This window comes from Streptomyces sp. NPDC057424 (genome assembly GCF_042803315.1).
Classification (GTDB): Bacteria; Actinomycetota; Actinomycetes; order Streptomycetales; family Streptomycetaceae; genus Streptomyces.
In genome coordinates this window covers 1-20,169 of the sequence record NZ_JBHVCP010000025.1, presented here as the reverse complement: position 1 = coordinate 20,169, position 20,169 = coordinate 1, and the positions used below count along the sequence as shown (strand labels likewise).

At 70.4% G+C, this 20,169-nt stretch carries 17 protein-coding genes and 1 tRNA gene; 2 read left to right on the top strand and 16 right to left on the bottom strand.

The window, feature by feature from the left end:
- Positions 1-8 precede the first annotated feature (8 nt).
- The 15 genes from glyA to ACFU3E_RS20675 all read right to left on the bottom strand — a co-directional run bounded on the left by glyA (position 9) and on the right by ACFU3E_RS20675 (position 17,961).
- Positions 9-1,247, bottom strand: a complete 1,239-nt coding sequence (glyA, locus tag ACFU3E_RS20745; RefSeq protein ID WP_384160010.1) for a serine hydroxymethyltransferase — start codon at positions 1,245-1,247, stop codon at positions 9-11.
- A 68-nt stretch (positions 1,248-1,315) separates the two neighbouring features.
- A complete protein-coding gene (locus ACFU3E_RS20740; protein ID WP_248504818.1) occupies positions 1,316-1,996 on the bottom strand; it encodes a protein-tyrosine-phosphatase in 681 nt (226 codons plus the stop codon).
- Complete coding sequence (locus ACFU3E_RS20735; protein WP_030854964.1) at positions 1,993-2,640, bottom strand: L-threonylcarbamoyladenylate synthase; 648 nt, start codon at positions 2,638-2,640, stop codon at positions 1,993-1,995. Before ACFU3E_RS20735 ends, ACFU3E_RS20740 begins: the two co-directional genes overlap by 4 nt.
- 70 nt (positions 2,641-2,710) lie before the next feature.
- Positions 2,711-3,556, bottom strand: coding sequence for a peptide chain release factor N(5)-glutamine methyltransferase (gene prmC, locus ACFU3E_RS20730; protein WP_384160006.1), 846 nt, complete (start codon positions 3,554-3,556; stop codon positions 2,711-2,713).
- A gap of 29 nt (positions 3,557-3,585) precedes the next feature.
- Positions 3,586-4,662 (bottom strand): peptide chain release factor 1, encoded by a 1,077-nt coding sequence (gene prfA / locus ACFU3E_RS20725; RefSeq protein ID WP_361929678.1) that lies wholly within the window; start codon positions 4,660-4,662, stop codon positions 3,586-3,588.
- A 292-nt stretch (positions 4,663-4,954) separates the two neighbouring features.
- Positions 4,955-5,176, bottom strand: coding sequence for a 50S ribosomal protein L31 (rpmE, locus tag ACFU3E_RS20720; RefSeq protein ID WP_031140670.1), 222 nt, complete (start codon positions 5,174-5,176; stop codon positions 4,955-4,957).
- 171 nt (positions 5,177-5,347) lie between these two features.
- The gene (locus tag ACFU3E_RS20715) at positions 5,348-6,484 is read right to left on the bottom strand and encodes an LCP family protein (RefSeq protein WP_384160001.1); all 1,137 of its coding nucleotides are present in this window, start codon (positions 6,482-6,484) and stop codon (positions 5,348-5,350) included.
- Between the two features lie 208 nt (positions 6,485-6,692).
- Positions 6,693-8,480 carry a trypsin-like serine protease gene (locus ACFU3E_RS20710; protein ID WP_384160217.1) on the bottom strand — a complete coding sequence of 596 codons (1,788 nt, stop codon included), beginning with the start codon at positions 8,478-8,480 and terminating at the stop codon, positions 6,693-6,695.
- A gap of 123 nt (positions 8,481-8,603) precedes the next feature.
- The gene (gene rho / locus ACFU3E_RS20705; RefSeq protein ID WP_384159998.1) at positions 8,604-10,634 is read right to left on the bottom strand and encodes a transcription termination factor Rho; all 2,031 of its coding nucleotides are present in this window, start codon (positions 10,632-10,634) and stop codon (positions 8,604-8,606) included.
- A gap of 402 nt (positions 10,635-11,036) precedes the next feature.
- A complete protein-coding gene (thrB, locus tag ACFU3E_RS20700) occupies positions 11,037-11,966 on the bottom strand; it encodes a homoserine kinase (protein WP_384159995.1) in 930 nt (309 codons plus the stop codon).
- A gap of 342 nt (positions 11,967-12,308) precedes the next feature.
- The gene (thrC, locus tag ACFU3E_RS20695; RefSeq protein WP_384159992.1) at positions 12,309-13,367 is read right to left on the bottom strand and encodes a threonine synthase; all 1,059 of its coding nucleotides are present in this window, start codon (positions 13,365-13,367) and stop codon (positions 12,309-12,311) included.
- Positions 13,368-13,373: 6 nt separating this feature from the next.
- Positions 13,374-14,663 (bottom strand): homoserine dehydrogenase, encoded by a 1,290-nt coding sequence (locus tag ACFU3E_RS20690; RefSeq protein ID WP_384160213.1) that lies wholly within the window; start codon positions 14,661-14,663, stop codon positions 13,374-13,376.
- Positions 14,664-14,855: 192 nt separating this feature from the next.
- Positions 14,856-16,247 carry a diaminopimelate decarboxylase gene (gene lysA, locus ACFU3E_RS20685; protein WP_384159989.1) on the bottom strand — a complete coding sequence of 464 codons (1,392 nt, stop codon included), beginning with the start codon at positions 16,245-16,247 and terminating at the stop codon, positions 14,856-14,858.
- 16 nt (positions 16,248-16,263) lie between these two features.
- Positions 16,264-17,307, bottom strand: coding sequence for an ArgS-related anticodon-binding protein NrtL (gene nrtL / locus ACFU3E_RS20680; RefSeq protein ID WP_384159986.1), 1,044 nt, complete (start codon positions 17,305-17,307; stop codon positions 16,264-16,266).
- A gap of 108 nt (positions 17,308-17,415) precedes the next feature.
- Positions 17,416-17,961 (bottom strand): response regulator, encoded by a 546-nt coding sequence (locus ACFU3E_RS20675; protein WP_384159983.1) that lies wholly within the window; start codon positions 17,959-17,961, stop codon positions 17,416-17,418.
- A 115-nt stretch (positions 17,962-18,076) separates the two neighbouring features.
- Here ACFU3E_RS20675 and ACFU3E_RS20670 point away from each other — a divergent pair.
- Both ACFU3E_RS20670 and ACFU3E_RS20665 read left to right on the top strand, forming a co-directional pair.
- A tRNA-Arg gene (locus tag ACFU3E_RS20670) sits at positions 18,077-18,148 on the top strand.
- A gap of 359 nt (positions 18,149-18,507) precedes the next feature.
- Entirely contained in the window at positions 18,508-18,804 is a 297-nt protein-coding gene (locus ACFU3E_RS20665; RefSeq protein WP_384159980.1) for a hypothetical protein, read from the top strand.
- A 72-nt stretch (positions 18,805-18,876) separates the two neighbouring features.
- Here ACFU3E_RS20665 and ACFU3E_RS20660 read toward each other — a convergent pair.
- Positions 18,877-20,169 (bottom strand): tyrosine-type recombinase/integrase (locus tag ACFU3E_RS20660; protein WP_384159977.1); only part of this gene is annotated, 1,293 nt, incomplete at its 5' end.

The following is a 20,169-nucleotide window of genomic DNA, read 5'->3' as shown; positions in this document are numbered from 1 at the left end:
ACCCCGGCTCAGGCGGGATACGGCGGAAATCCACCGGCCAGCTCCCGTACATCTTCACGGGCTCTTGAGGTCTCCGTCACGCCCCGGAGCACTCCGGTGAGCAGTTCGGCGATCCGGACCATCTCCGCCTCCCCCATCCCCTGCGTGGTGATCGCGGCCGTGCCGAGCCTCAGCCCCCGGGCGTCGCCGTGCGGCAGCGCACAGCAGTCCATGACCAGGCCTGCCGCGGCGAGACGGCCCCGGGCGGTGCGTCCGTCGACACCGAGCGGCGCCGGGTCGGCGGTGATCAGATGGGTGTCCGTGCCGCCGGTGGTGACGACCAGGCCCGCCGCGGCCAGCCGGGCCGCCAGAACCCGCGCATTCGCCACCACCTGATGGGCGTACGCGGCGAACGCCGGTGTTGCCGCCTCACCGAACGCGACCGCCTTGGCGGCGATGGTGTGCATCTGCGCACCGCCCTGTGTGAAGGGGAACACGGCCCGGTCGACCCGCTCGGCCAGCTCCGAGCGGCACAGGATCAGGCCGCCGCGCGGGCCCCGCAGCACCTTGTGGGTGGTCCCGCAGACGATGTCCGCGTACGGCACGGGGTTCGGGGCCGCTCCCCCGGCGACCAGTCCGAGGGGGTGCGCGGCGTCCGCGATGAGGTACGCGCCCACCTCGTCGGCGACCTCGCGGAAGAACGCGTAGTCGAGGTGCCGTGGGTAGGCGATCGAGCCGCACACGACCGCCTTGGGCCGGCGGGTGCGGGCCAGGGTGCGCACCTGCTCGTGGTCGATGAGCCCGGACTCGGCCTCGACGCCGTACCCGACGAAGTCGAACCAGCGGCCGGAGAAGTTGGCGGGCGAGCCGTGCGTGAGGTGCCCGCCGTAGGGCAGGCCGAGCGCGAGGACGGTGTCGCCGGGGCGGAGCAGGGCGGCATAGGCGGCCAGCACCGCCGAGGAGCCCGAGTGGGCCTGGACGTTGGCGTGGTCGGCGCCGAACAGCGCCCGGGCCCGCTCGACGGCGACACGTTCGGCTACGTCGACGACCTCGCAGCCGCCGTGGTGCCGCGCCCCCGGGTAGCCCTCGGCGTACTTGTTGGCGAGCGGTGAGCCGAGGGCGGCCAGCACGGCCGGGGAGGTGAAGTTCTCGGCGGCGATCAGCTGGAGCGTGGTCGACTGCCGCTCCCGCTCCCCGAGCAGGATGTCGGCGAGCTCGGGGTCCTGGCGGCGCAGGACGTCGGTCTCGATGGCAGGGGTGACCGTCATGGTGGGCTCCGGGCGTCGACGCTGACGTACGACCAATGTAGGCCCGGGGCCTGAGGAACGCTCGGTCGCTACGTCTTTGCGGGGACGCCGGTGAGGGCCGTGACCACCGGATCGAGTGCCTGGTGTATCTCGTCCCCGATGGACCGGAAGAACGTCAGGGGCGCGCCGTACGGGTCGTAGACCTCGTCCGCCTCGGCGGTCGGCGCCAGCAGCCACCCGCGTAGAGCGGCCGAGGCGCGGACCAGCGCGCGTGCGCGCACGACCACGCCCTCCTCCAGGGGCGGCAGGGTCGCCGGGTCGATGGCCTTGACCAGGCGGGTGAACTCCTTGAGCGTGAAGGTGCGCAGGCCGGCGGAGTGCCCCATGGAGATGACCTGCGCCCGGTGGTCCCTGGTGGCGGTCAGCACCAGGTCGGCGCGGATCACGTGCTCGTCGAGGAGCTCGCGCCCGGTGAAGCCGGAGGCGTCCGCGCCGAAGTCGGCCAGGACGGTCTCCGCGTGGGACTCCATGGGCGCGCCCTCATGACCCCAGGTGCCCGCGCTCTCCACGACGAGCCCGCCGCCGAGGATGCCGAGCCGCTCCTTGACGAAGTGGCGGGTCAGCCGCTCGGTGATGGGCGAGCGGCACACGTTTCCGGTGCTGACGTGGAGGATGCGGAAGCTGTCGCGCGGAAGTCCCACGAAGGTCGTCGTGATCTCCGCCGCGCTTTCCCCGTTGCCTATGCCACGCCCCGATCCAGGGGCCGTCAATTCGCCACCTCGAGGTCGGGTACGACCTTGCGCAGCTCGTCCGCCGAGATGGCACCCGCGCGCAGGAGCAGCGGCACCTCCCGGGTCACGTCGACGATCGACGACGGCACGATGCCGGGGGTCGGGCCGCCGTCGAGGTAGACGGAGACGGAGTCGCCGAGCATCTCCTGCGCGGCGTCGCAGTCCTCCGGCGCCGGGTGGCCGGTCAGGTTGGCGGAGGAGACGGCCATGGGGCCGACCTCGGTCAGCAGCTCGATGGCGACCGGGTGCAGCGGCATGCGCACGGCGACGGTGCCACGGGTGTCCCCGAGGTCCCACTGGAGGGACGGCTGGTGCCGGGCGACGAGCGTCAGGGCGCCCGGCCAGAACGCGTCGACCAGCTCCCAGGCCAGCTCGGAGAAGTCCGTGACGAGGCCGTGCAGCGTGTTCGGGGAGCCGATGAGGACGGGGGTGGGCATGTTGCGGCCCCGGCCCTTCGCGTCCAGCAGGTCGGCGACCGCCTCCGAGGAGAACGCGTCGGCGCCGATGCCGTACACCGTGTCCGTCGGCAGCACCACGAGCTCGCCACGGCGGACGGCGGACGCTGCCTCGCGCAGACCGGTCACGCGGTCGGTCGCGTCGTTGGTGTCGTATCGCCGTGCCATCTTTAGCTGGCCTCCTCGTACACGTGCTGCTGGGATGAAGTCCGCGAAGACCGCGGGGTGCCCGGTGTGCTCACGGCAGTGCCTTGCGGGCCGTGGCGAACCGCGGGCGGTTGTTCAGGTCCGGGTGGTCGGCCGCGTCGGTCCAGCCCCGGTCCTCGGCGAAGATCCACGGCACCTGGCCGCCCTGGGTGTCCGCGTGCTCGACGACGACGACACCGCCCGGGCGCAGCAGCCGGTGTGCGGTGCGTTCCAGGCCGCGGATGAGGTCGAGGCCGTCCTCGCCGGAGAAGAGGGCCAGGCCGGGGTCGTAGTCCCGGGCCTCGGGGGCGACGTACTCCCACTCGGTGAGCGGGATGTACGGCGGATTGGTGATGACCAGGTCGACCTGGCCGTCGAGGTCCGGGAAGGCCGTCAGGGCGTTGCCCTGCCGCAGGTCGACCCTGGATCCCTGGACGTTCTTGCGGGTCCACTTGAGGGCGTCCTCGGACAACTCCACGGCGTGCACGCGCGAGCGCGGCACCTCCTGGGCGAGGGCGAGCGCGATGGCGCCGGAGCCGGTGCACAGGTCGACGATGCACGGCTCGACGACGTCCATGGCCCGTACGGCGTCTATGGCCCAGCCGACCACGGACTCCGTCTCGGGCCGCGGCACGAACACCCCGGGGCCGACCTGGAGTTCCAGGTAGCGGAAGTAGGCTCGCCCGGTGATGTGCTGGAGCGGTTCGCGGGCCTCGCGGCGGGCGATGACCTCCCAGTAGCGGGCGTCGAAGTCGGAGTTCTTGACGGAGTGCAGCTCGCCGCGCTTGACGCCGTGCACGAACGCGGCGAGTTCCTCCGCGTCGGTACGCGGCGAGGGCACGCCGGCGTCGGCGAGCCGCTGGGTGGCCTGGGCCACCTCCGCGAGCAGCAGGTTCACGCAAGTCCTCCGTATTGCTCGTACGTGCCTTACGCCGCCGCCAGCTTCGCGGCCGAGTCCGCGTCGACGCATGCCTGGATCACCGCGTCGAGGTCGCCGTCCAGGACCTGGTCCAGGTTGTACGCCTTGAAGCCGACACGGTGGTCCGAGATGCGGTTCTCCGGGAAGTTGTACGTGCGGATCTTCTCGGAGCGGTCGACGGTGCGGACCTGGCTGCGGCGGGCGTCGGCGGCCTCCCGCTCCGCCTCCTCCTGCGCCGCTGCGAGCAGCCTCGAGCGCAGGATACGCAGTGCCTGCTCCTTGTTCTGCAGCTGGCTCTTCTCGTTCTGGCAGGAGGCGACGACTCCGGTGGGGATGTGCGTGATGCGCACGGCGGAGTCGGTGGTGTTGACGGACTGCCCGCCGGGCCCGGAGGACCGGTAGACGTCGATGCGCAGGTCGTTCGGGTTGATCTCGACGTCGACCTCCTCGGCCTCGGGCGTGACGAGCACACCGGCCGCGGAGGTGTGGATCCGGCCCTGGGACTCCGTCGCGGGCACGCGCTGCACGCGGTGCACGCCGCCCTCGTACTTCATCCGCGCCCAGACGCCCTGACCGGGTTCGGTGGCGCCCTGGCCGCCCTTGGTCTTCACGGCGACCTGGACGTCCTTGTAGCCGCCCAGCTCGGACTCGGTGGCGTCGATGATCTCGGTCTTCCAGCCGACGCGCTCGGCGTAGCGCAGGTACATGCGCAGCAGGTCGCCGGCGAACAGCGCCGACTCGTCGCCGCCCGCGCCCGCCTTGATCTCGAGGATGACGTCCTTGTCGTCGCTGGGGTCGCGCGGGACGAGGAGGAGACGCAGTTTCTCCGTCAGCTCCTCGCGCGCCTTCTCCAGCTCCTTGACCTCGGCGGCGAACTCGGGGTCGTCGGCGCCCAGTTCACGCGCGGTCTCGATGTCGTCGCCCGTCTGCGTCCAGGAGCGGTAGGTGGCGACGATGGGGGTGAGCTCGGCGTAACGCTTGTTCAGCTTGCGCGCGTTGGCCTGGTCGGAGTGGACCGACGGGTCGGCGAGCTTCTTCTCCAGGTCGGCGTGCTCGGCGACGAGTTCCTCGACGGCCTCGAACATCTTGGGCTCCTGTGAACGGACGGGGGTGAAGGGCGGGCGACCAAAAACGCCGGTCCAGGCGCGCCCTCGGTGGGGGCGCGGCCGTGGACCGGCGCTAGGGCCTGTCCGGCGGATCAGGTCGGAGGAAAGCCGCCGTACCTGTCAGTGCCGACGAGCGGGGCCTGGTGCGTGCAGCTGCAAGGCGGAGGAAAGAGTCGACGCGGAGCGTCGGCGACTGACGACAACGCCGCAGATGTGCGTGCCAGGCCCCGCGTCTCCGACAGGATCCGCCGGGCAGGCCCTAGGAGGCTCGCTACTTCTTGGAGCCGGCGGCCTTGCCGAAGCGGGCCTCGAAGCGGGCCACACGGCCACCGGTGTCGAGGATCTTCTGCTTGCCCGTGTAGAACGGGTGGCACTCGGAGCAGACATCGGCGCGGATGGCGCCGGACTCGATGGTGCTGCGGGTGGTGAACGACGCGCCGCAGGTGCAGCTGACCTGCGTCTCGACGTACTCGGGGTGGATGTCGCGCTTCAAGGTGTCTCCTAGGTTCGGGAGGGCGCCGGGTCGCTGCCGCGGGGTGCGAGAGCGTGAACCGGAGCCGACGTACCAGTCTGCCAGGACTGGGGCCTACTCCCAAAACCGGGGGTTGCCGTCGTTTGTTCCCTGCGGGCCGGTGAGGGCTTGTCGCGCAGTTCCCCGCGCCCCCTAGGAGGACGACACCACGCCCTTGGCCTCACCGGTCGCCGTGCCCTTGGTGGCGCTCGCCGGGATCGGTCTGTCGTTCGCCAGGGCCTTCCAGATCTGGTCGGCCTTCTTCTCCTGGAGGAGGACACGGTTGGGGTCGGCCGGGTCGTAGGCCACCGGCATCGTGATCATGTGCATGTTGGACGGGCTGATGCCCTTGAGGCCGCTCGCGAAGGACGCGAGTTTGTTGACCGAGCCGAGGTCGGAGTCGGTCGTCACCGTCTTGGTCGCGGTTTCCGCGAGGTCGAGCAGCTTCTTCGGGTTCGAGAAGACGCCGACGTCCTTGATCTGGTTGACCAGGGCCTTGATGAAGGCCTGCTGGAGCTGGATGCGGCCCAGGTCTGAGCCGTCGCCGACGCCGTGTCTGGTGCGGACCAGGCCGAGGGCCTGCCTGCCGTCGAGCGTGTGGGGGCCGGCCTTCAGCTTCAGATGGCTGTCGGGGTCGTCGATGCTCTTGGTGGTGGTGATCTCGACGCCGCCGAGGTCGTCGATGAGCGTCTGGAAGCCGGAGAAGTCGACCTCCAGATAGTGGTCCATGCGCAGGTCGGTGATCGACTCGACGGTCTTCACCGTGCAGGCCGCCCCGCCGGTGGAGTACGCGGAGTTGAACATCACGCTGTGGGCGGCGGGGTGCTCGTCGCCCTTGGTGTCCGTGCAGGAGGGCCGGTCGATGAGGGTGTCGCGCGGGATGGAGACCACACTGGCCTTCTTGTGGCCCTCGTAGACGTGCACGATCATCGCCGTGTCGGAGCGGGCGCTGCCGTCGTCGGTGCCGCCGCCCAGCTTCTTGTTGCCGCCGGCGCGGGTGTCGGAGCCGAGGACGAGGATGTTCTCCGAGCCGTTGTCGGCCTTCTTGGGCCGGTCCGTGCCGAGGGCCTGGTCGATGTCGACGCTCTTGAGGTTGCCGTTGAGCTTGAAGTACAGGTACCCGGTTCCGGCTCCGCCCAGCACGACGATGCCCGCGGCCGTCCAGGCCGTGATCATCAGACCCTTGTGACGCCTCTGGGACTTACGGCGTCGGCCCTTGCCGCGGTGACGGGCTCCGTTGATGCCGGTGTCGCCCGGTATACCCGGATCCGGCGTGCTCTCGGCGGACATGCACTCCTCAGCTCTTCTACGGTCGGTTACCCCCTGCGGTCAATGCCAGGCGTGGCCGGAGAAGACCCTTCCTCGCACTATCGTCGCCCCACCTGGTCAGACGGGGAAACTCGGGAAAGGGTTGCACGACGGACTGTGCCCACCGCGTGCGGCGGTGGGCACAGTCCGTGTTCGTCACAGCGGGGGTGAATCCCGCTCACCTGCAATTTCAGCCGAAGATGTCGTACTGCTTGAAATCCGTGCCCACGGACTTCCTTGTGGCGAAGATCTCGCTGGTCCCCTTGCCGGTGCCCGGGTACAGGTAGAGCGTGCCGCCGGGGGTGCGGGCCAGGAAGTCGGCCCTGCCGTCACCGGTGACGTCGCCGGGCGCGTCGAAGGCGTTGTAGCCGCCCCACGTACGCACCTTGACCCGGGCCGAGAAGGCCCCCGAGCCGGACTTGCCGGTGCCCTTGTAGAGGTAGATGTAGCTGCCCGACTTGCTGCGGGCGATCAGGTCGGTCTTGCCGTCCCCGTTGAAGTCGCCCTTGCCGCGCACGGAGTTGTACTGGTTCCAGCCGGAGCCGACCTTCACGCGGGGTGCGAAGCTGCCGTTGCCCTTGCCCGGGTAGATCCACATGACGCCCGCCGAGTCGACCGAGAGCAGGTCGGGCAGGTAGTCGCCGGTGACGTCACCGGGGGTGATGACGCGGGTGCGGGTCTTCCAGTTGTCGGCGAGCTTCTTGGTGGACCAGGTGCCGCTGGAGATCACGTAGTGGGTCCAGAACAGGTCGCCGTCGCTGCTGCGCCGGTAGACCAGATCCTGGTGGCCGTCGCGGTCGAGATCGGTCTGCAGGACGACGTTGACGCCGTTCCAGTTGCCCCAGGACACCCGGGCGGCGAACGACGTGCCCTTGGAGTCCTTGGAGTAGCCCGTCTTGGTGGAGGACTTGCGCACCCACAGGTCGGCCTTGTGGTCGCCGCTGATGTTGGTGTCGTCTAGGCGCGGGTAGGCGGCGCCGACGTACGAACTCACCTTGCTGAAGACGCTGTAGGCGCCCTTGGCGACGCAGTCCGTCACGCCCCAGGACACGACACCGACGATCCGGTTGTTCACGACCAGCGGGCCGCCGGAGTCGCCGTTGCAGGCGGAGACGGTGCCGGTGTCGCTGCCGGTGGCGGGCTTGCCCGCGCAGACCATGTGGCCCTTGACGAAGTCCCGGCCGTAGTAGCCCGCGCAGGTGGTGTCGGACTGTACGGGCAGTGTGGCCGTCTTCAGCGTCTCGGAGACGTCGTCGCTGGTGGAGCTGGTGCGGCCCCAGCCGTAGACCTTGGCGCTGGTGCCGGCCTTGTACGACGTGGTGTCACCGGACGTCGTCATGCGGATCGGGCTGGCCTTGACCGGGACGGGCAGGGTGAGCACCGCGATGTCGTTGTCGATGGTGGTCGCGTTGTACGACGGGTGGTTCCACTGCCGCCAGACGCCGGTGACGGTGCCGCCGTGCAGGTCGGTGCCATCGGCGGAGGGCAGCTGCGCGGTGCCGGTGACGACGGCGCCGTTGCCGTTCCAGTCGTAGCCCTTGACGCAGTGCGCGGCGGTGAGGATCTTCGTCGGCGCGACGACGGCGCCGCCGCAGAAGAAGCCGATGTCGTCGCTGGTGCCCGCGGTGCCCCGGTCGTCGTAGTAGTGGAGCTGCGCCATCCACGGGGCCGTGCTGATGCTGGTCTCGTTGCCGCCGATGACCTTGGGGTCGATCCGGCTCGTGGTGGTGCCGGCGCTGAGCGCGGCCTTGCTCGTCTTGCCGGCGACGTCGTCCCCGGCCATGGCACCCGCGACACGCTTCTCCAGCTCGGCGAGCGACGGCGAGCTGGTGGCGGGCTTGACCTTCGGCTGCGGCAGCGGGGTGGCCGCACCGGCGGACGTCGTCAGCAGCGCGCCGGCCACGGCGGCGGCGACACCGGCCGCGGCGACGGGCAGCGCGATGCGTATCCGGCGTCTGTGCCGACCGCCCCCGGGCATGGGTGTACCCACGAATGTCCCCCCTTGGGATCACAAGTTCGAAGAGAGCGTGATCCTACCTCTACATGAACACCACAAAGGGCCGCCCCCTTACGGGAAGCGGCCCTCTTGTGCGGTGATGACTCAGTCGCCGTTGCCGGGCGTCGGCGTCGTCTTCTGGATCTGCATCAGGAACTCGGCGTTCGACTTCGTCTGCTTCATCTTGTCGAGGAGCAGCTCGACCGCCTGCTGCTGGTCGAGGGCGTGCAGCACCCGGCGCAGCTTCCAGACGATGCCCAGCTCGTCGGGGGCGAGCAGGATCTCTTCCTTACGGGTACCGGACGCGTCGACGTCCACCGCCGGGAAGATGCGCTTGTCGGCGAGCTTCCGGTCGAGCTTCAGCTCGGCGTTGCCCGTGCCCTTGAACTCCTCGAAGATCACCTCGTCCATGCGGGACCCGGTGTCCACCAGGGCGGTGGCGAGGATGGTCAGCGAACCGCCGTCCTCGATGTTGCGGGCCGCACCGAAGAAGCGCTTCGGCGGGTACAGCGCCGTCGAGTCGACACCACCGGACAGGATGCGGCCGGAGGCCGGGGCGGCGAGGTTGTACGCACGGCCCAGACGGGTGATCGAGTCGAGCAGCACGACCACGTCGTGACCCAGCTCCACCAGGCGCTTTGCGCGCTCGATGGCCAGCTCGGCGACGGTGGTGTGGTCCTCGGCCGGGCGGTCGAAGGTCGAGGAGATGACCTCGCCCTTCACCGACCGCTGCATGTCGGTGACCTCTTCCGGACGCTCGTCGACGAGGACGACCATCAGGTGGCACTCGGGGTTGTTGTGCGTGATCGCGTTGGCGATCGCCTGCATGATCATGGTCTTGCCGGTCTTCGGCGGGGCCACGATCAGACCACGCTGGCCCTTACCGATCGGCGACACGAGGTCGATGATGCGGGTGGTGAGGACACCGGGGTCGGTCTCCAGGCGGAGGCGGTCCTGCGGGTACAGCGGCGTCAGCTTGTTGAACTCGGGCCGCCCGCGCCCGGATTCGGGCGCCATGCCGTTGACGGAATCCAGGCGCACCAGCGCGTTGAACTTCTCGCGCCGCTCGCCTTCCTTGGGCTGGCGCACGGCACCGGTGATGTGGTCGCCCTTGCGCAGGCCGTTCTTGCGGACCTGGGCGAGGGAGACGTACACGTCGTTCGGGCCGGGCAGGTAGCCGGACGTACGGATGAAGGCGTAGTTGTCGAGGATGTCCAGGATGCCCGCGACGGGGATCAGGACGTCGTCCTCGTTGATCTGCGGCTCGGAGGCGATGTCGTCGCGGCCACGACGGCCCCGGCGGTCGCGGTAGCGCCCGCGACGGCCACGACGGCCGCCCTCGAAGTCGTCGTCGTCCTGCTGCTGGCCGCGGTCCTGACGGCCGCCGCCCTGGTTCTGCTGCTGGCCGCGCTGACCGCCCTGCTGGTCGTCGCCCTTGCCACCGCGGCGGTCGCGGTCCCGGTCCCGGCCACGGTCACGGCGGTCGCGACGACGGCCCTCGCCGCCGTCACCCGCGTCGGACTTGGCGTCGTTGTTCTGCGACTGCTGCTGCGCCGGCGTCTCGGCCTTGGCGTCGTTCTTCGCCTCGGCGACGATGGTCTCCGTGGCGGAAGCCGGGGCTCCGGCCTCGGCGGTGGCCCGGCGACGACGGCGCTCGGGCGCCTCGTCTCCCCCGTCGCGGGAGGGGCCGCCGGCCGGCTGGCCGGGGATCTCGATCTGCTGCTGGGCCACGGCCTTGCCGGCCTTGTCCGCCTTGTCCGCGGGGGCCTGCGAGGCCTCCTTCGCGTCCGCCTTCTTGTCCGCCTTCTCGGCGTTGTCGCCCGTACGGGTCCGCGAGGTGGCGCGGCGCTTGGGCTTGGTCTCGGCGGGGGCGTCGGCCTTCGCGGCCGGAGCGGCGCCGCCGGACGCCTGCGCCTCCTTGATGACCTCGATCAGCTGGCTCTTGCGCATACGCGCGGTGCCCCTGATACCGAGGCCGGATGCGACCTGCTGCAGCTCGGCCAGCACCATGCCCTCGAGGCCGGTACCGCGGCGCCGCCGGGAGCCGGCACCGGTGGCAGGCGCGGAGGCGTCCGTGGCGGGCGCGGCAGCGGTCTCCTCGACACGTGCGCCCATCAGATCGGTGGTGTCGCTCACGAAGGGTCCTTCCCTGGAGCGGACGTCGGCCTGTCTGGCTCGGCGACCGGTTGTGCTGTCCGACTTCGGTCCGTGTGGTGTGAACCGTGCCGGGGCGGTGGTCCGCCTAAGCGGCGGGGGAATCTGGTGATGGCGCTTCCTTGAGCCGTGGCACCCAGTGTCAGTGTCACGCGGCGTGGTCGCACCGGTTCCGGAGCGTGCCCTGCGCCCCGCTCAGTGTCCTTGTACGGCGTACGGTCCGACGTACGGGACACAGTGCGGCTTGGGGGGCTCCCGGAAGAATGTCTGTCCCGGACGGGGACACGAGGCACCTCGCCATGGTGGGGTCGGGTGCAGACTTGAGGTTAACACTACCGGATCCAACAAACATTCCCCCTCTCGAAATCCGGCAACCGCGCGCTTTCAGATGTCACCGGGGGCCGCGAGCGGCAGCACGCTCGCGCCCTGCTGATCGAGGCGCAGCCGGTTCGCGGCCCAGTCCGCGCCCGCCAGTGCCTCGACCTTGTCGGCGGTCTCGGCGTCGGCCAGCGCCATGACCGTGGGTCCGGCTCCGGAGATGACCGCGGGGATGCCGTCGCCCCGCAGCCGCTCCACCAGCGCCGTGCTCTCGGGCATGGCCGGCGCGCGGTACTCCTGGTGCAGGCGGTCCTCGGTGGCGGGCAGCAGCAGTTCGGGGCGGCGCGTCAGGGCCTCGACGAGCAGGGCGGCCCGGCCCGCGTTGGCGGCCGCGTCGACGTGCGGAACGGTGCGCGGGAGCAGGCCGCGCGCGGTTTCCGTGAGAACCGGCTTTCCGGGTACGAAAACCACCGGAACGATGGAATCCGCGGGCTCCATCCTGATCGCACGGGCCGCACCGCCCTCCATCCAGGACAGCGTGAAGCCACCCAGCAGACACGCCGCGACGTTGTCGGGGTGGCCCTCGATCTCGGTGGCGAGCTCCAGCAGCGCGGTGTCGTCGAGCTTGGCGTCGGCCCCTATGGTCACAGCGCGGGCGGCGACGATCCCGGCGCAGATGGCCGCCGAGGAGGAGCCGAGTCCCCGGCCGTGCGGAATGCGGTTGGCGCAGACGATCTCCAGGCCGCGCGGCTGTCCGCCGAGCAGGTCGAAGGCGGTGCGCAGGGAACGCACGAGAAGGTGCCGCTCATCGCGCGGGAGCGTCTCGCTTCCCTCACCCGCGATGTCGATGTGCAGCCCGGAGTCGGCCACCCGGACGACCACGTCGTCGTACAACCCCAGCGCGAGGCCGAGGGCGTCGAAGCCCGGGCCGAGGTTGGCGCTGGTGGCGGGGACGCGCACCCGGACGGCGGCGGCGCGGAACGCTGGACCGGCCATCGCTCGATGACTCTCCTTGAGCTGCGGTGATTGTCGAATGACGTTCAGTGGACATTCGATGGCGTACGAGAACCCTGGGGGCCGCCGCCGGCCGCGAGGGCCGGCCGCTGTCCCGGCCGCGGAGACGGCACGGCACCGTGCTCCCTGCGGAGGCATATGCGGCGGGCGGGTTCAGTACAGCCTATCGAAGGAAGGTTCTGTGGCGACATAGGGCGCACAGGAGGCGCACGATGCGTGTCGTAAGCCCCCTGTGCACCCCCCGTAGGGAACCTCCCCGGGCAAGCGCCGTCTTACGCCGGACCTTGCCGGGCGTTGCACCGGCGCTCGATGCATACCCGCACGTCAGGCGAGGCCCAGGCGCTCCGCCGCGGCCGCCGCGTCGACGGGCACGGTGACCGGCTGCGGGGCACCGGCGACGGCCCAGTCGGGGTCCTTCAGGCCGTTGCCCGTGACGGTGCAGACGATCCGCTGCCCCGGGTCGACCTTGCCCTGCTCGGCGGCCTTCAGCAGACCGGCGACGGACGCGGCGGACGCCGGCTCGACGAAGACGCCCTCCTGTGAAGCCAACAGCCGGTAGGCGCGCAGGATCTCACGGTCCGTCACCTCGTCGATGAAACCGCCCGACTCGTCCCGCGCGGCGAGCGCGAACTGCCACGAGGCCGGATTGCCGATTCGGATGGCCGTGGCGATGGTCGACGGGTCCTTGACGACCTCGCCGCGCACGATCGGGGCGCTGCCGGAGGCCTGGAAGCCCCACATCCGCGGGGTCCGGGTCGCCACACCGTCGGCGGCGTACTCCGTGTAGCCCTTCCAATAGGCCGTGATGTTGCCCGCGTTGCCCACCGGCAGGACGTGAATGTCGGGCGCGTCGCCGAGCATGTCCACGATCTCGAACGCGGCCGTCTTCTGGCCCTCGATACGTACCGGGTTGACCGAATTCACCAACGCCACGGGGTAGTTGTCGCTCAGGCCGCGCGCCAGCGTGAGGCAGTCGTCGAAGTTGCCTTCGACCTGCAGGATCTTCGCGCCGTGCACGAGGGCCTGGCCCATCTTGCCGAGCGCGATCTTGCCCTGCGGCACGAGCACGGCGCAGACCATCCCGGCCCGCACGGCGTACGCGGCGGCGGACGCCGACGTGTTGCCGGTGGAGGCGCAGATGACGGCTTGCGCGCCCTCCTCCTTCGCCCGGGTGATGGCCATGGTCATGCCCCGGTCCTTGAAGGAACCGGTCGGATTCGCGCCCTCCACCTTGAGGTGGACCTCGCAGCCCGTGCGCTCGGAGAGCACCTGCGCGGGCACGAGGGGCGTGCCGCCCTCACGGAGCGTCACGACCGGCGTGCTGTCGGAGACGGGCAGCCGGTCCCGGTACTCCTCGATGATTCCGCGCCACTGGTGGGTCATTGCTGGTTACTCTCCTTCAACCCGCATGATGCTGGCGACACCACGCACGGTGTCGAGCTTGCGCAACGCCTCGACGGTCCCGGTGAGGGCGGCGTCGGACGCACGGTGCGTGACGACGACGAGGGAGGCCTCGCCGTCCTTCCCCGACTGGCGAACCGTATCGATCGAGACTCCGTGCTCGGCGAAGACGGTCGCGACCTGGGCGAGAACACCCGGTTTGTCGGCCACGTCGAGGCTGATGTGGTAGCGCGTGACGACGTCGCCCATCGGGGACACCGGCAGCGCGGCGTAGGCAGAATCGCCCGGTCCGGTCGAGCCGCTGAGCCGGTTGCGGCAGACGGCGACGAGATCGCCGAGCACGGCGGAGGCGGTGGGGGAACCGCCCGCTCCGGGGCCGTAGAACATGAGCTGCCCGGCGGCGTCGGACTCGACGAACACGGCGTTGTAGGCGCCGCGGACGGAGGCCAGCGGGTGGCTCAGCGGGATCATGGCCGGGTGCACACGCGCGGTGACCGACGCCCCGTCCGCGGCCCGCTCGCAGATGGCGAGCAGTTTGATGGTGCAGCCCATCTCCTTCGCGGAGGCGAAGTCGGCCGCGGTCACCTCGGTCATGCCCTCGCGGTAGACGTCGTCGAGGCGTACGCGCGTGTGGAAGGCGATGCCGGCGAGGATCGCGGCCTTGGCGGCGGCGTCGAAGCCCTCGACGTCGGCGGTCGGGTCGGCCTCCGCGTAGCCCAGGGCGGTGGCCTCGTCGAGGGCCTCCTGGTAGCCGGCGCCGGTGGAGTCCATCTTGTCGAGGATGAAGTTCGTCGTGCCGTTGACGATGCCCATCACCCGGTTGATCTTGTCGCCGGCGAGGGACTCGCGCAGCGGCCGGATCAGCGGGATGGCACCGGCGACGGCGGCCTCGTAGTAGAGGTCCTTGTCGTGCTGCTCGGCGACGGCGTGCAGGGCGGCCCCGTCCTGGGCGAGCAGCGCCTTGTTGGCGGAGACGACGGAAGCCCCGTGCTCGAAGGCGGCGGTGATGAGACCGCGCGCGGGCTCGATGCCACCGATGACCTCGACCACCACGTCGATGTCGCCGCGTTTGACGAGGGCGGTGGCGTCGGTGGTGACGAGCTCGGGAGCGATGCCCTCACGCACCTTGTCGGGCCGCCGCACGGCCACGCCCGCGAGCTCCACCGGGGCCCCGATGCGGGCCGTGAGGTCGTCGGCGTGCGTCGTCATGATGCGCGCCACCTCTGAGCCGACCACTCCACAGCCCAGCAGCGCCACCTTCAGCGGACGCGTACGCATCATCCGACCTCGTTTCCTCTTTACCGTCTACGGTGGAACCAGTCTCACTCACCGGACGGGAGTTTCTGCCCCCGGTCCGGATCGTGAGACGTCCATTTCATTTTCGCGGGGGCGGCAGACAGGAGATCTTCCGCCGCCTGCCGCGGCCCGCAGTTCGCTTCTTCTCAGCCGGTCTTTCTCAGCCGACCCTTCTCAGCCGACGTCGAGACGCAGCAGGTCCTCCTCCGTCTCGCGGCGGACGATCACCCGCGCCTCACCGCCGTCGACGGCGACGACCGGCGGGCGGAGCACGTGGTTGTAGTTGCTGGCCATGGACCGGCAGTAGGCGCCGGTGGCCGGGACGGCGATGAGGTCACCCGGTGCCAGGTCGGCCGGCAGGAACGCGTCCTTGACCACGATGTCACCGCTCTCGCAGTGCTTGCCGACGACCCGGGCGAGCATCGGCTGGGCGTCGGAGGTGCGGGAGACCAGCGCGACGCTGTACTCGGCGTCGTACAGCGCGGTGCGGATGTTGTCCGACATGCCGCCGTCCACGGAGACGTACGTCCGCAGCCCGTCGAGGGGCTTGATGGTGCCGACCTCGTAGAGCGTGAAGGCGGTCGGGCCGACGATGGCGCGGCCCGGCTCGACGGAGATGCGGGGCGTGCGGAGCTTGGCGGCCTCGCACTCCCTCGTGACGATCTCGGTGAGCGCCTTGGCGATCTCGTGCGGCTCGCGGGGGTCGTCGTCGCTGGTGTACGCGATGCCGAGGCCGCCGCCGAGGTCGATCTCGGGCAGCTCGACGCCGTGCTCGTCGCGGACGGCCTTCAGGAGCGAGACGACCCGGTGGGCGGCGACCTCGAACCCGGACATGTCGAAGATCTGCGAGCCGATGTGGCTGTGGATGCCGACCAGTTCCAGCCCGTCGAGCTGCAGGGCCCGGCGTACGGCCTCGGCGGCCTGGCCGCCGGCCAGCGGGATGCCGAACTTCTGGTCCTCGTGGGCCGTGGCGATGAACTCGTGGGTGTGGGCCTCGACGCCGACGGTGATGCGGATGAGGACCTTCTGCCGCTTCCCGAGGCCCTGCGCGATGTGGGCGACGCGGACGATCTCCTGGAAGGAGTCGAGGACGATGTGCCCGACGCCGGCCTCGACGGCCCTGGTGATCTCGTCGACGGACTTGTTGTTGCCGTGGAAGGCGATGCGGTCGGCGGGCATGCCCGCGGACAGGGCGGTGGCCAGCTCGCCGCCGGAGCAGACGTCGACGTTCAGTCCCTCCTCGTCGAGCCAGCGTACGACGGCGCGGGAGAGGAACGCCTTGCCGGCGTAGAAGACGTCGGCCTCGGCCCCGAAGGCGGTGCGCCAGGCACGCGCGCGGGCCCGGAAGTCGGCCTCGTCGAGGACGTAGGCAGGAGTGCCGAACTCCTCGGCGAGCCGGGTGACGGGGATGCCTCCGACGCTCACGACCCCGTCCTCGTCACGCGCCACGGTCTGGGCCCACACCTTGGGGTCCAGCGCGTTGAGGTCGGCGGGCGGAGCGGAGTAGTGGCCCTCGGGGAGGACATCGGCGTGACGGGGCCCGGCGGGGTGTGCGGAACGGCTCATGATCTGTTCGTGTCTCTCAGAGATGGTCGGGTGCGTCGATGCCGAGCAGGGACAGGCCGCCGGCCAGCACCGTCCCGGCGGCTTCGGCGAGCGCCAGCCGGGCACGGTGGGCGGCCGAGGGTTTCTCCTCACCGAGGGGCAGCACGGCGGGGAGCAGGGGCATCGCGGCATCGGCGACGGCGATGAGGTGCCGGGCCAGGCGGTCGGGGGTGTACTGCGTGGCGGTGGCGGCGAGGACGCGGGGGTGGTCGCCGAGTGCGGCGAGCAGCGCTTCCGCTTCGCTCACGGGACCGGGCTCGGGGTGGAAGCCGAGGTCGGCGGCGTTGCGCAGGAGGGCCCGGGTGCGGGCGTGGGCGTACCGGACGCGGAAGAGGGGGTTGCTCTCCCGCTGGACGAGGTGGTCGCCGGGGATCCGGGGACGGTCGTGGGCGGCGGGGTGCAGCAGCGCCCAGCGGGCGGCGTCCCGGCCGAGGGGCAGGGGGTCGGCGGGAGCGGGGACGGGCCGGACGGTGAAGGACCGGTCGGCGAGGCGCGGCCCCCGGGCGGTGACGTCCGCGCCGAGGACGGACTCCCACTCCGGGGCGGGCCGGCCGTCGCACTCGACACGGACGTAGTCCCCCTGGCTGCGCAGCACACGGGCCACGGCGTCCGCGACCACGACGGCCCGCACGTCTGCCGGGCACCGGAGCCGGACGGCGGTCCCGCTGAACCCGGTCGTCACGTGCCCGTACCGCCGCCCGCGCCGCAGGACCTCCTCGACGAGGCCGGCGGCGGCGGTGCTCCGCAGACTGAGGTTGAGGAAGCCGGGTCCGGTGACGACGACGTCGTCGAACCGCTGCTCGTCGAGGAGCCGCGCCCGCAGGATCTCGGCCACGCGCTGCGGCGGCTCCCCCGCGGCACGGGCCAGCTGGAGGGCGATGCTGGTGGCGTAGTCGCCGCAGCCCCCGGGCCCCGGCGGAGCGACCACGGCCCGCTCCGGCACGGTCACGCTGAGCTCGCCGCGGTCGACAGCGCGGCGCACGGCGTGCAGCACGGTGCGGGAGAGCTCGGCGGGGGTCACGGGACAAGCGTATGGGAGGAAGGGGGTGGGTATGCGAGCCGGTTTCGGTACGGTCCGGGATGTGGACGCGGCCCCCGGCCCAGGGTCGGCTGCGCACGAGTCCCTCACCTACGGCACAGCGGGCAGATCCACTTCCCTCGCCTGTTCCTTCGCCTGTTCCTTCCCCTGGTCCTTCATCGGGACTCCCCCGCCGTCGGCGTCGGGACCGCCCAGCTGCCGGCCCTCGGCCCGGGCCCGCTCGATCAACTGGCGCACCATGCGGACCAGTTCGGCGGGCTCGAAGGGCTTGGCGAGGAAGGCGTCGACACCCGCCTCGAGTCCGGCCTCGACCTCGTGATGACCGCAGGCGCTGACGAGGGCGAGGGGCACGTCCCGGGTACGGGGATCGGCCCGCAGCCGGGCGGCGGTACTGATCCCGTCCAGCCGGGGCATGACGACGTCGAGGGTCACGACGTCGGGCCGCACCTGATGAACGACTTCAAGACACTCGGCACCATCGGCCGCGGTCACGACCTCCAGCCCCTCAAGCTCGAGGTTGACCCTGATCAACTGCCGGATGACCTTGTTGTCGTCCACAACAAGCACCCGGCCCGACGCGCCTGGCACAACTCGAGAGTAGGTCGGACCCGGCCATCGCGTCCGGGTTTTCCCCACTTCCACCCCGCACGGACGTCCCGAAACCCCGCCCCCGGCAGCGGAAACCCGTTCATGACCACCCCGACGGAGCTGGTAGTGTTCTACCCGTCGCCGCGAGCAACGCGACGGACACGCCCCCGTAGCTCAGGGGATAGAGCAACGGCCTCCGGAGCCGTGTGCGCAGGTTCGAATCCTGCCGGGGGCACCTTGGATTAGGTGCCCAAAGACCCCGCCATCAGCGCTTTCGCTGAGACGGGGTCTTCGTGTGTGTGCAGGCGTGTGCGGCCCGGAGCGGCTGTACGTCGAGGGCTGTGGACTATCCGTGGACTGGCCGCAGGCCAGGAATTCGCAGGTCAGGGCCGGAAAACGCCGAGGCCCCTGGATCGTAGTCCAGGGGCCATCATGCCGCAGGTGCGCGTGTCGGGGTTAGGCCGTTTCCTTTGGATCATCTCGCCCACTATCACCATCACCGCCGCCTGATCCAACTCCCGGACGGAGCGCCCTCCCCGGTCGTACCGTCACCACACAGGCCAGCGCCATGCCGAACGGGATGAAAAAGAAACCGTGACCAAGCCACGCCTGTCCCTCGAAGAACACGAGGACCTCGGCCGCACTCTCGCGGCCATCCACACCGAACTCGTCCACCGTGTCACTCAGCTCGCCAACGCCTACCCGAGGAGCGGCGTCGAGAGCGAGCCCTATCGCAGGCTCAGGGCGGCCGAGCAAGCACTCAACCAGGCTCGAGCGAGCCTCGATCACGCTCTCTTCCGGGATCATCCGCGCACCGGGGAGACGACCATCTACTACCCGCATCCCGAGGACCGGGGCGTGACGCTGCCGACCGGTGGGCGACACCTGTAGGACGTCGAAGGTCGCGACCAGCCGGGGCCCGTCCGAAGCAGGCCCCGGCCGTAACAGCCAGTCTTCCCCGGCTCAACTAGGAAGCGTGGAGTGCTCCGCCACACCGTGGCTGGGCTCGTCCTCCTGGCCGTCGTCCTCACCGAGGAGCTCGGCGATCCGGCGGTTGGCAACGTCCTGGCGGCCGTCGAGACACTTCGCGTACCGGCTCAGCAGCACTTCGACGCTGTTGCCCGCGCGTTCCGCCACCTCGGTGGGGTCGACGCCGGCGTTGAGCCACGAGGAGAGCGCGGCGTGCCTCAGGTCGTACGGTCGAGCGGCCAACAGCGAGGCCACCTGTTCCGGCGTGAGCGCCAGGTGCCGAGCCTCGTCCCAGACGCGCCAGTACGTAGTGGAGGCGACCACTCCCCCACGTTCATTGGCGAACAGCCGCCCGTCCTTGGCGGTGCCGAACTCCTCGATGTGGGCGAGGAGCATGCGGACGAGGCGAGGTGGGATCGGGACGATGCGGGTTTCATTCGTGGGGCGATTCTTGAGGCCGCGGTTGTCATGAACCTCCCCGGTCCCGGTCCAACGCTTCCCGACGGTCGGGCGGGTCTTCTCAAGGATCAGCGAACCCCACCCGGTCTCCGGCAGCGTGCAGTCCGGACGACGCAGCGCCACAGCTTCCGCCGACCGAAGCCCGCCGAAGTACATGCAGGCGAAGAGCGCGACCAGGCGCCGCCCACGGGCTCTGCGGTAGCCGCCGACGTAAGAGACTGCGGCCAGGAGTTCGCGTGCCTGCCGAGGGTTCACCACGACCCGGCGGTCGACTTCCTTGGTCACCTTCGGAGGCTTCCACTTCACGAGCGTGACCGGGTTCTCCGGAAGCTCCCCCAGTTCGACCGCATAGGCAAGGGCGTTGAAGAGGACCGCGCGCTTGCGCCGTACCGTCTCTGCGGCCGCTGGAGTGCCCGACAGCTTGAGCTTGAGCGAGTCGAGGATGCGGCGAATGTCTGCCGGATTCTTGATCGTCGCCAATGGCAGCGAAGCCTTGGCCACCCAGCGAAGAGCGTTCGCGATGTCGACCGGCGGAGCTTCCTCGTCCGAGGCTTGGACGACGAAAGCCCAGCCCCGCAGCGCACGGCGCAAGACGTCGTCAGCTGGCCGCCCCGGGCGATCACCCAACAACTGAGTGGTGACGAGCGTCATCGTCTCGTTCAGGCTGTCGCGGGAGTTCGGAGCCGCGTGCGGCCACTTCATGGCGACGTACGCCCGTGCGAAGTCGTACCAGGTACGGGACGCTTTGACGGGCGCCATCGAGTCCGGCAGGCGAAGCTGTTGTCTTTCCGGGCGTGATCGGTGCGTTTCCGCTGGTCGGGGATAGTA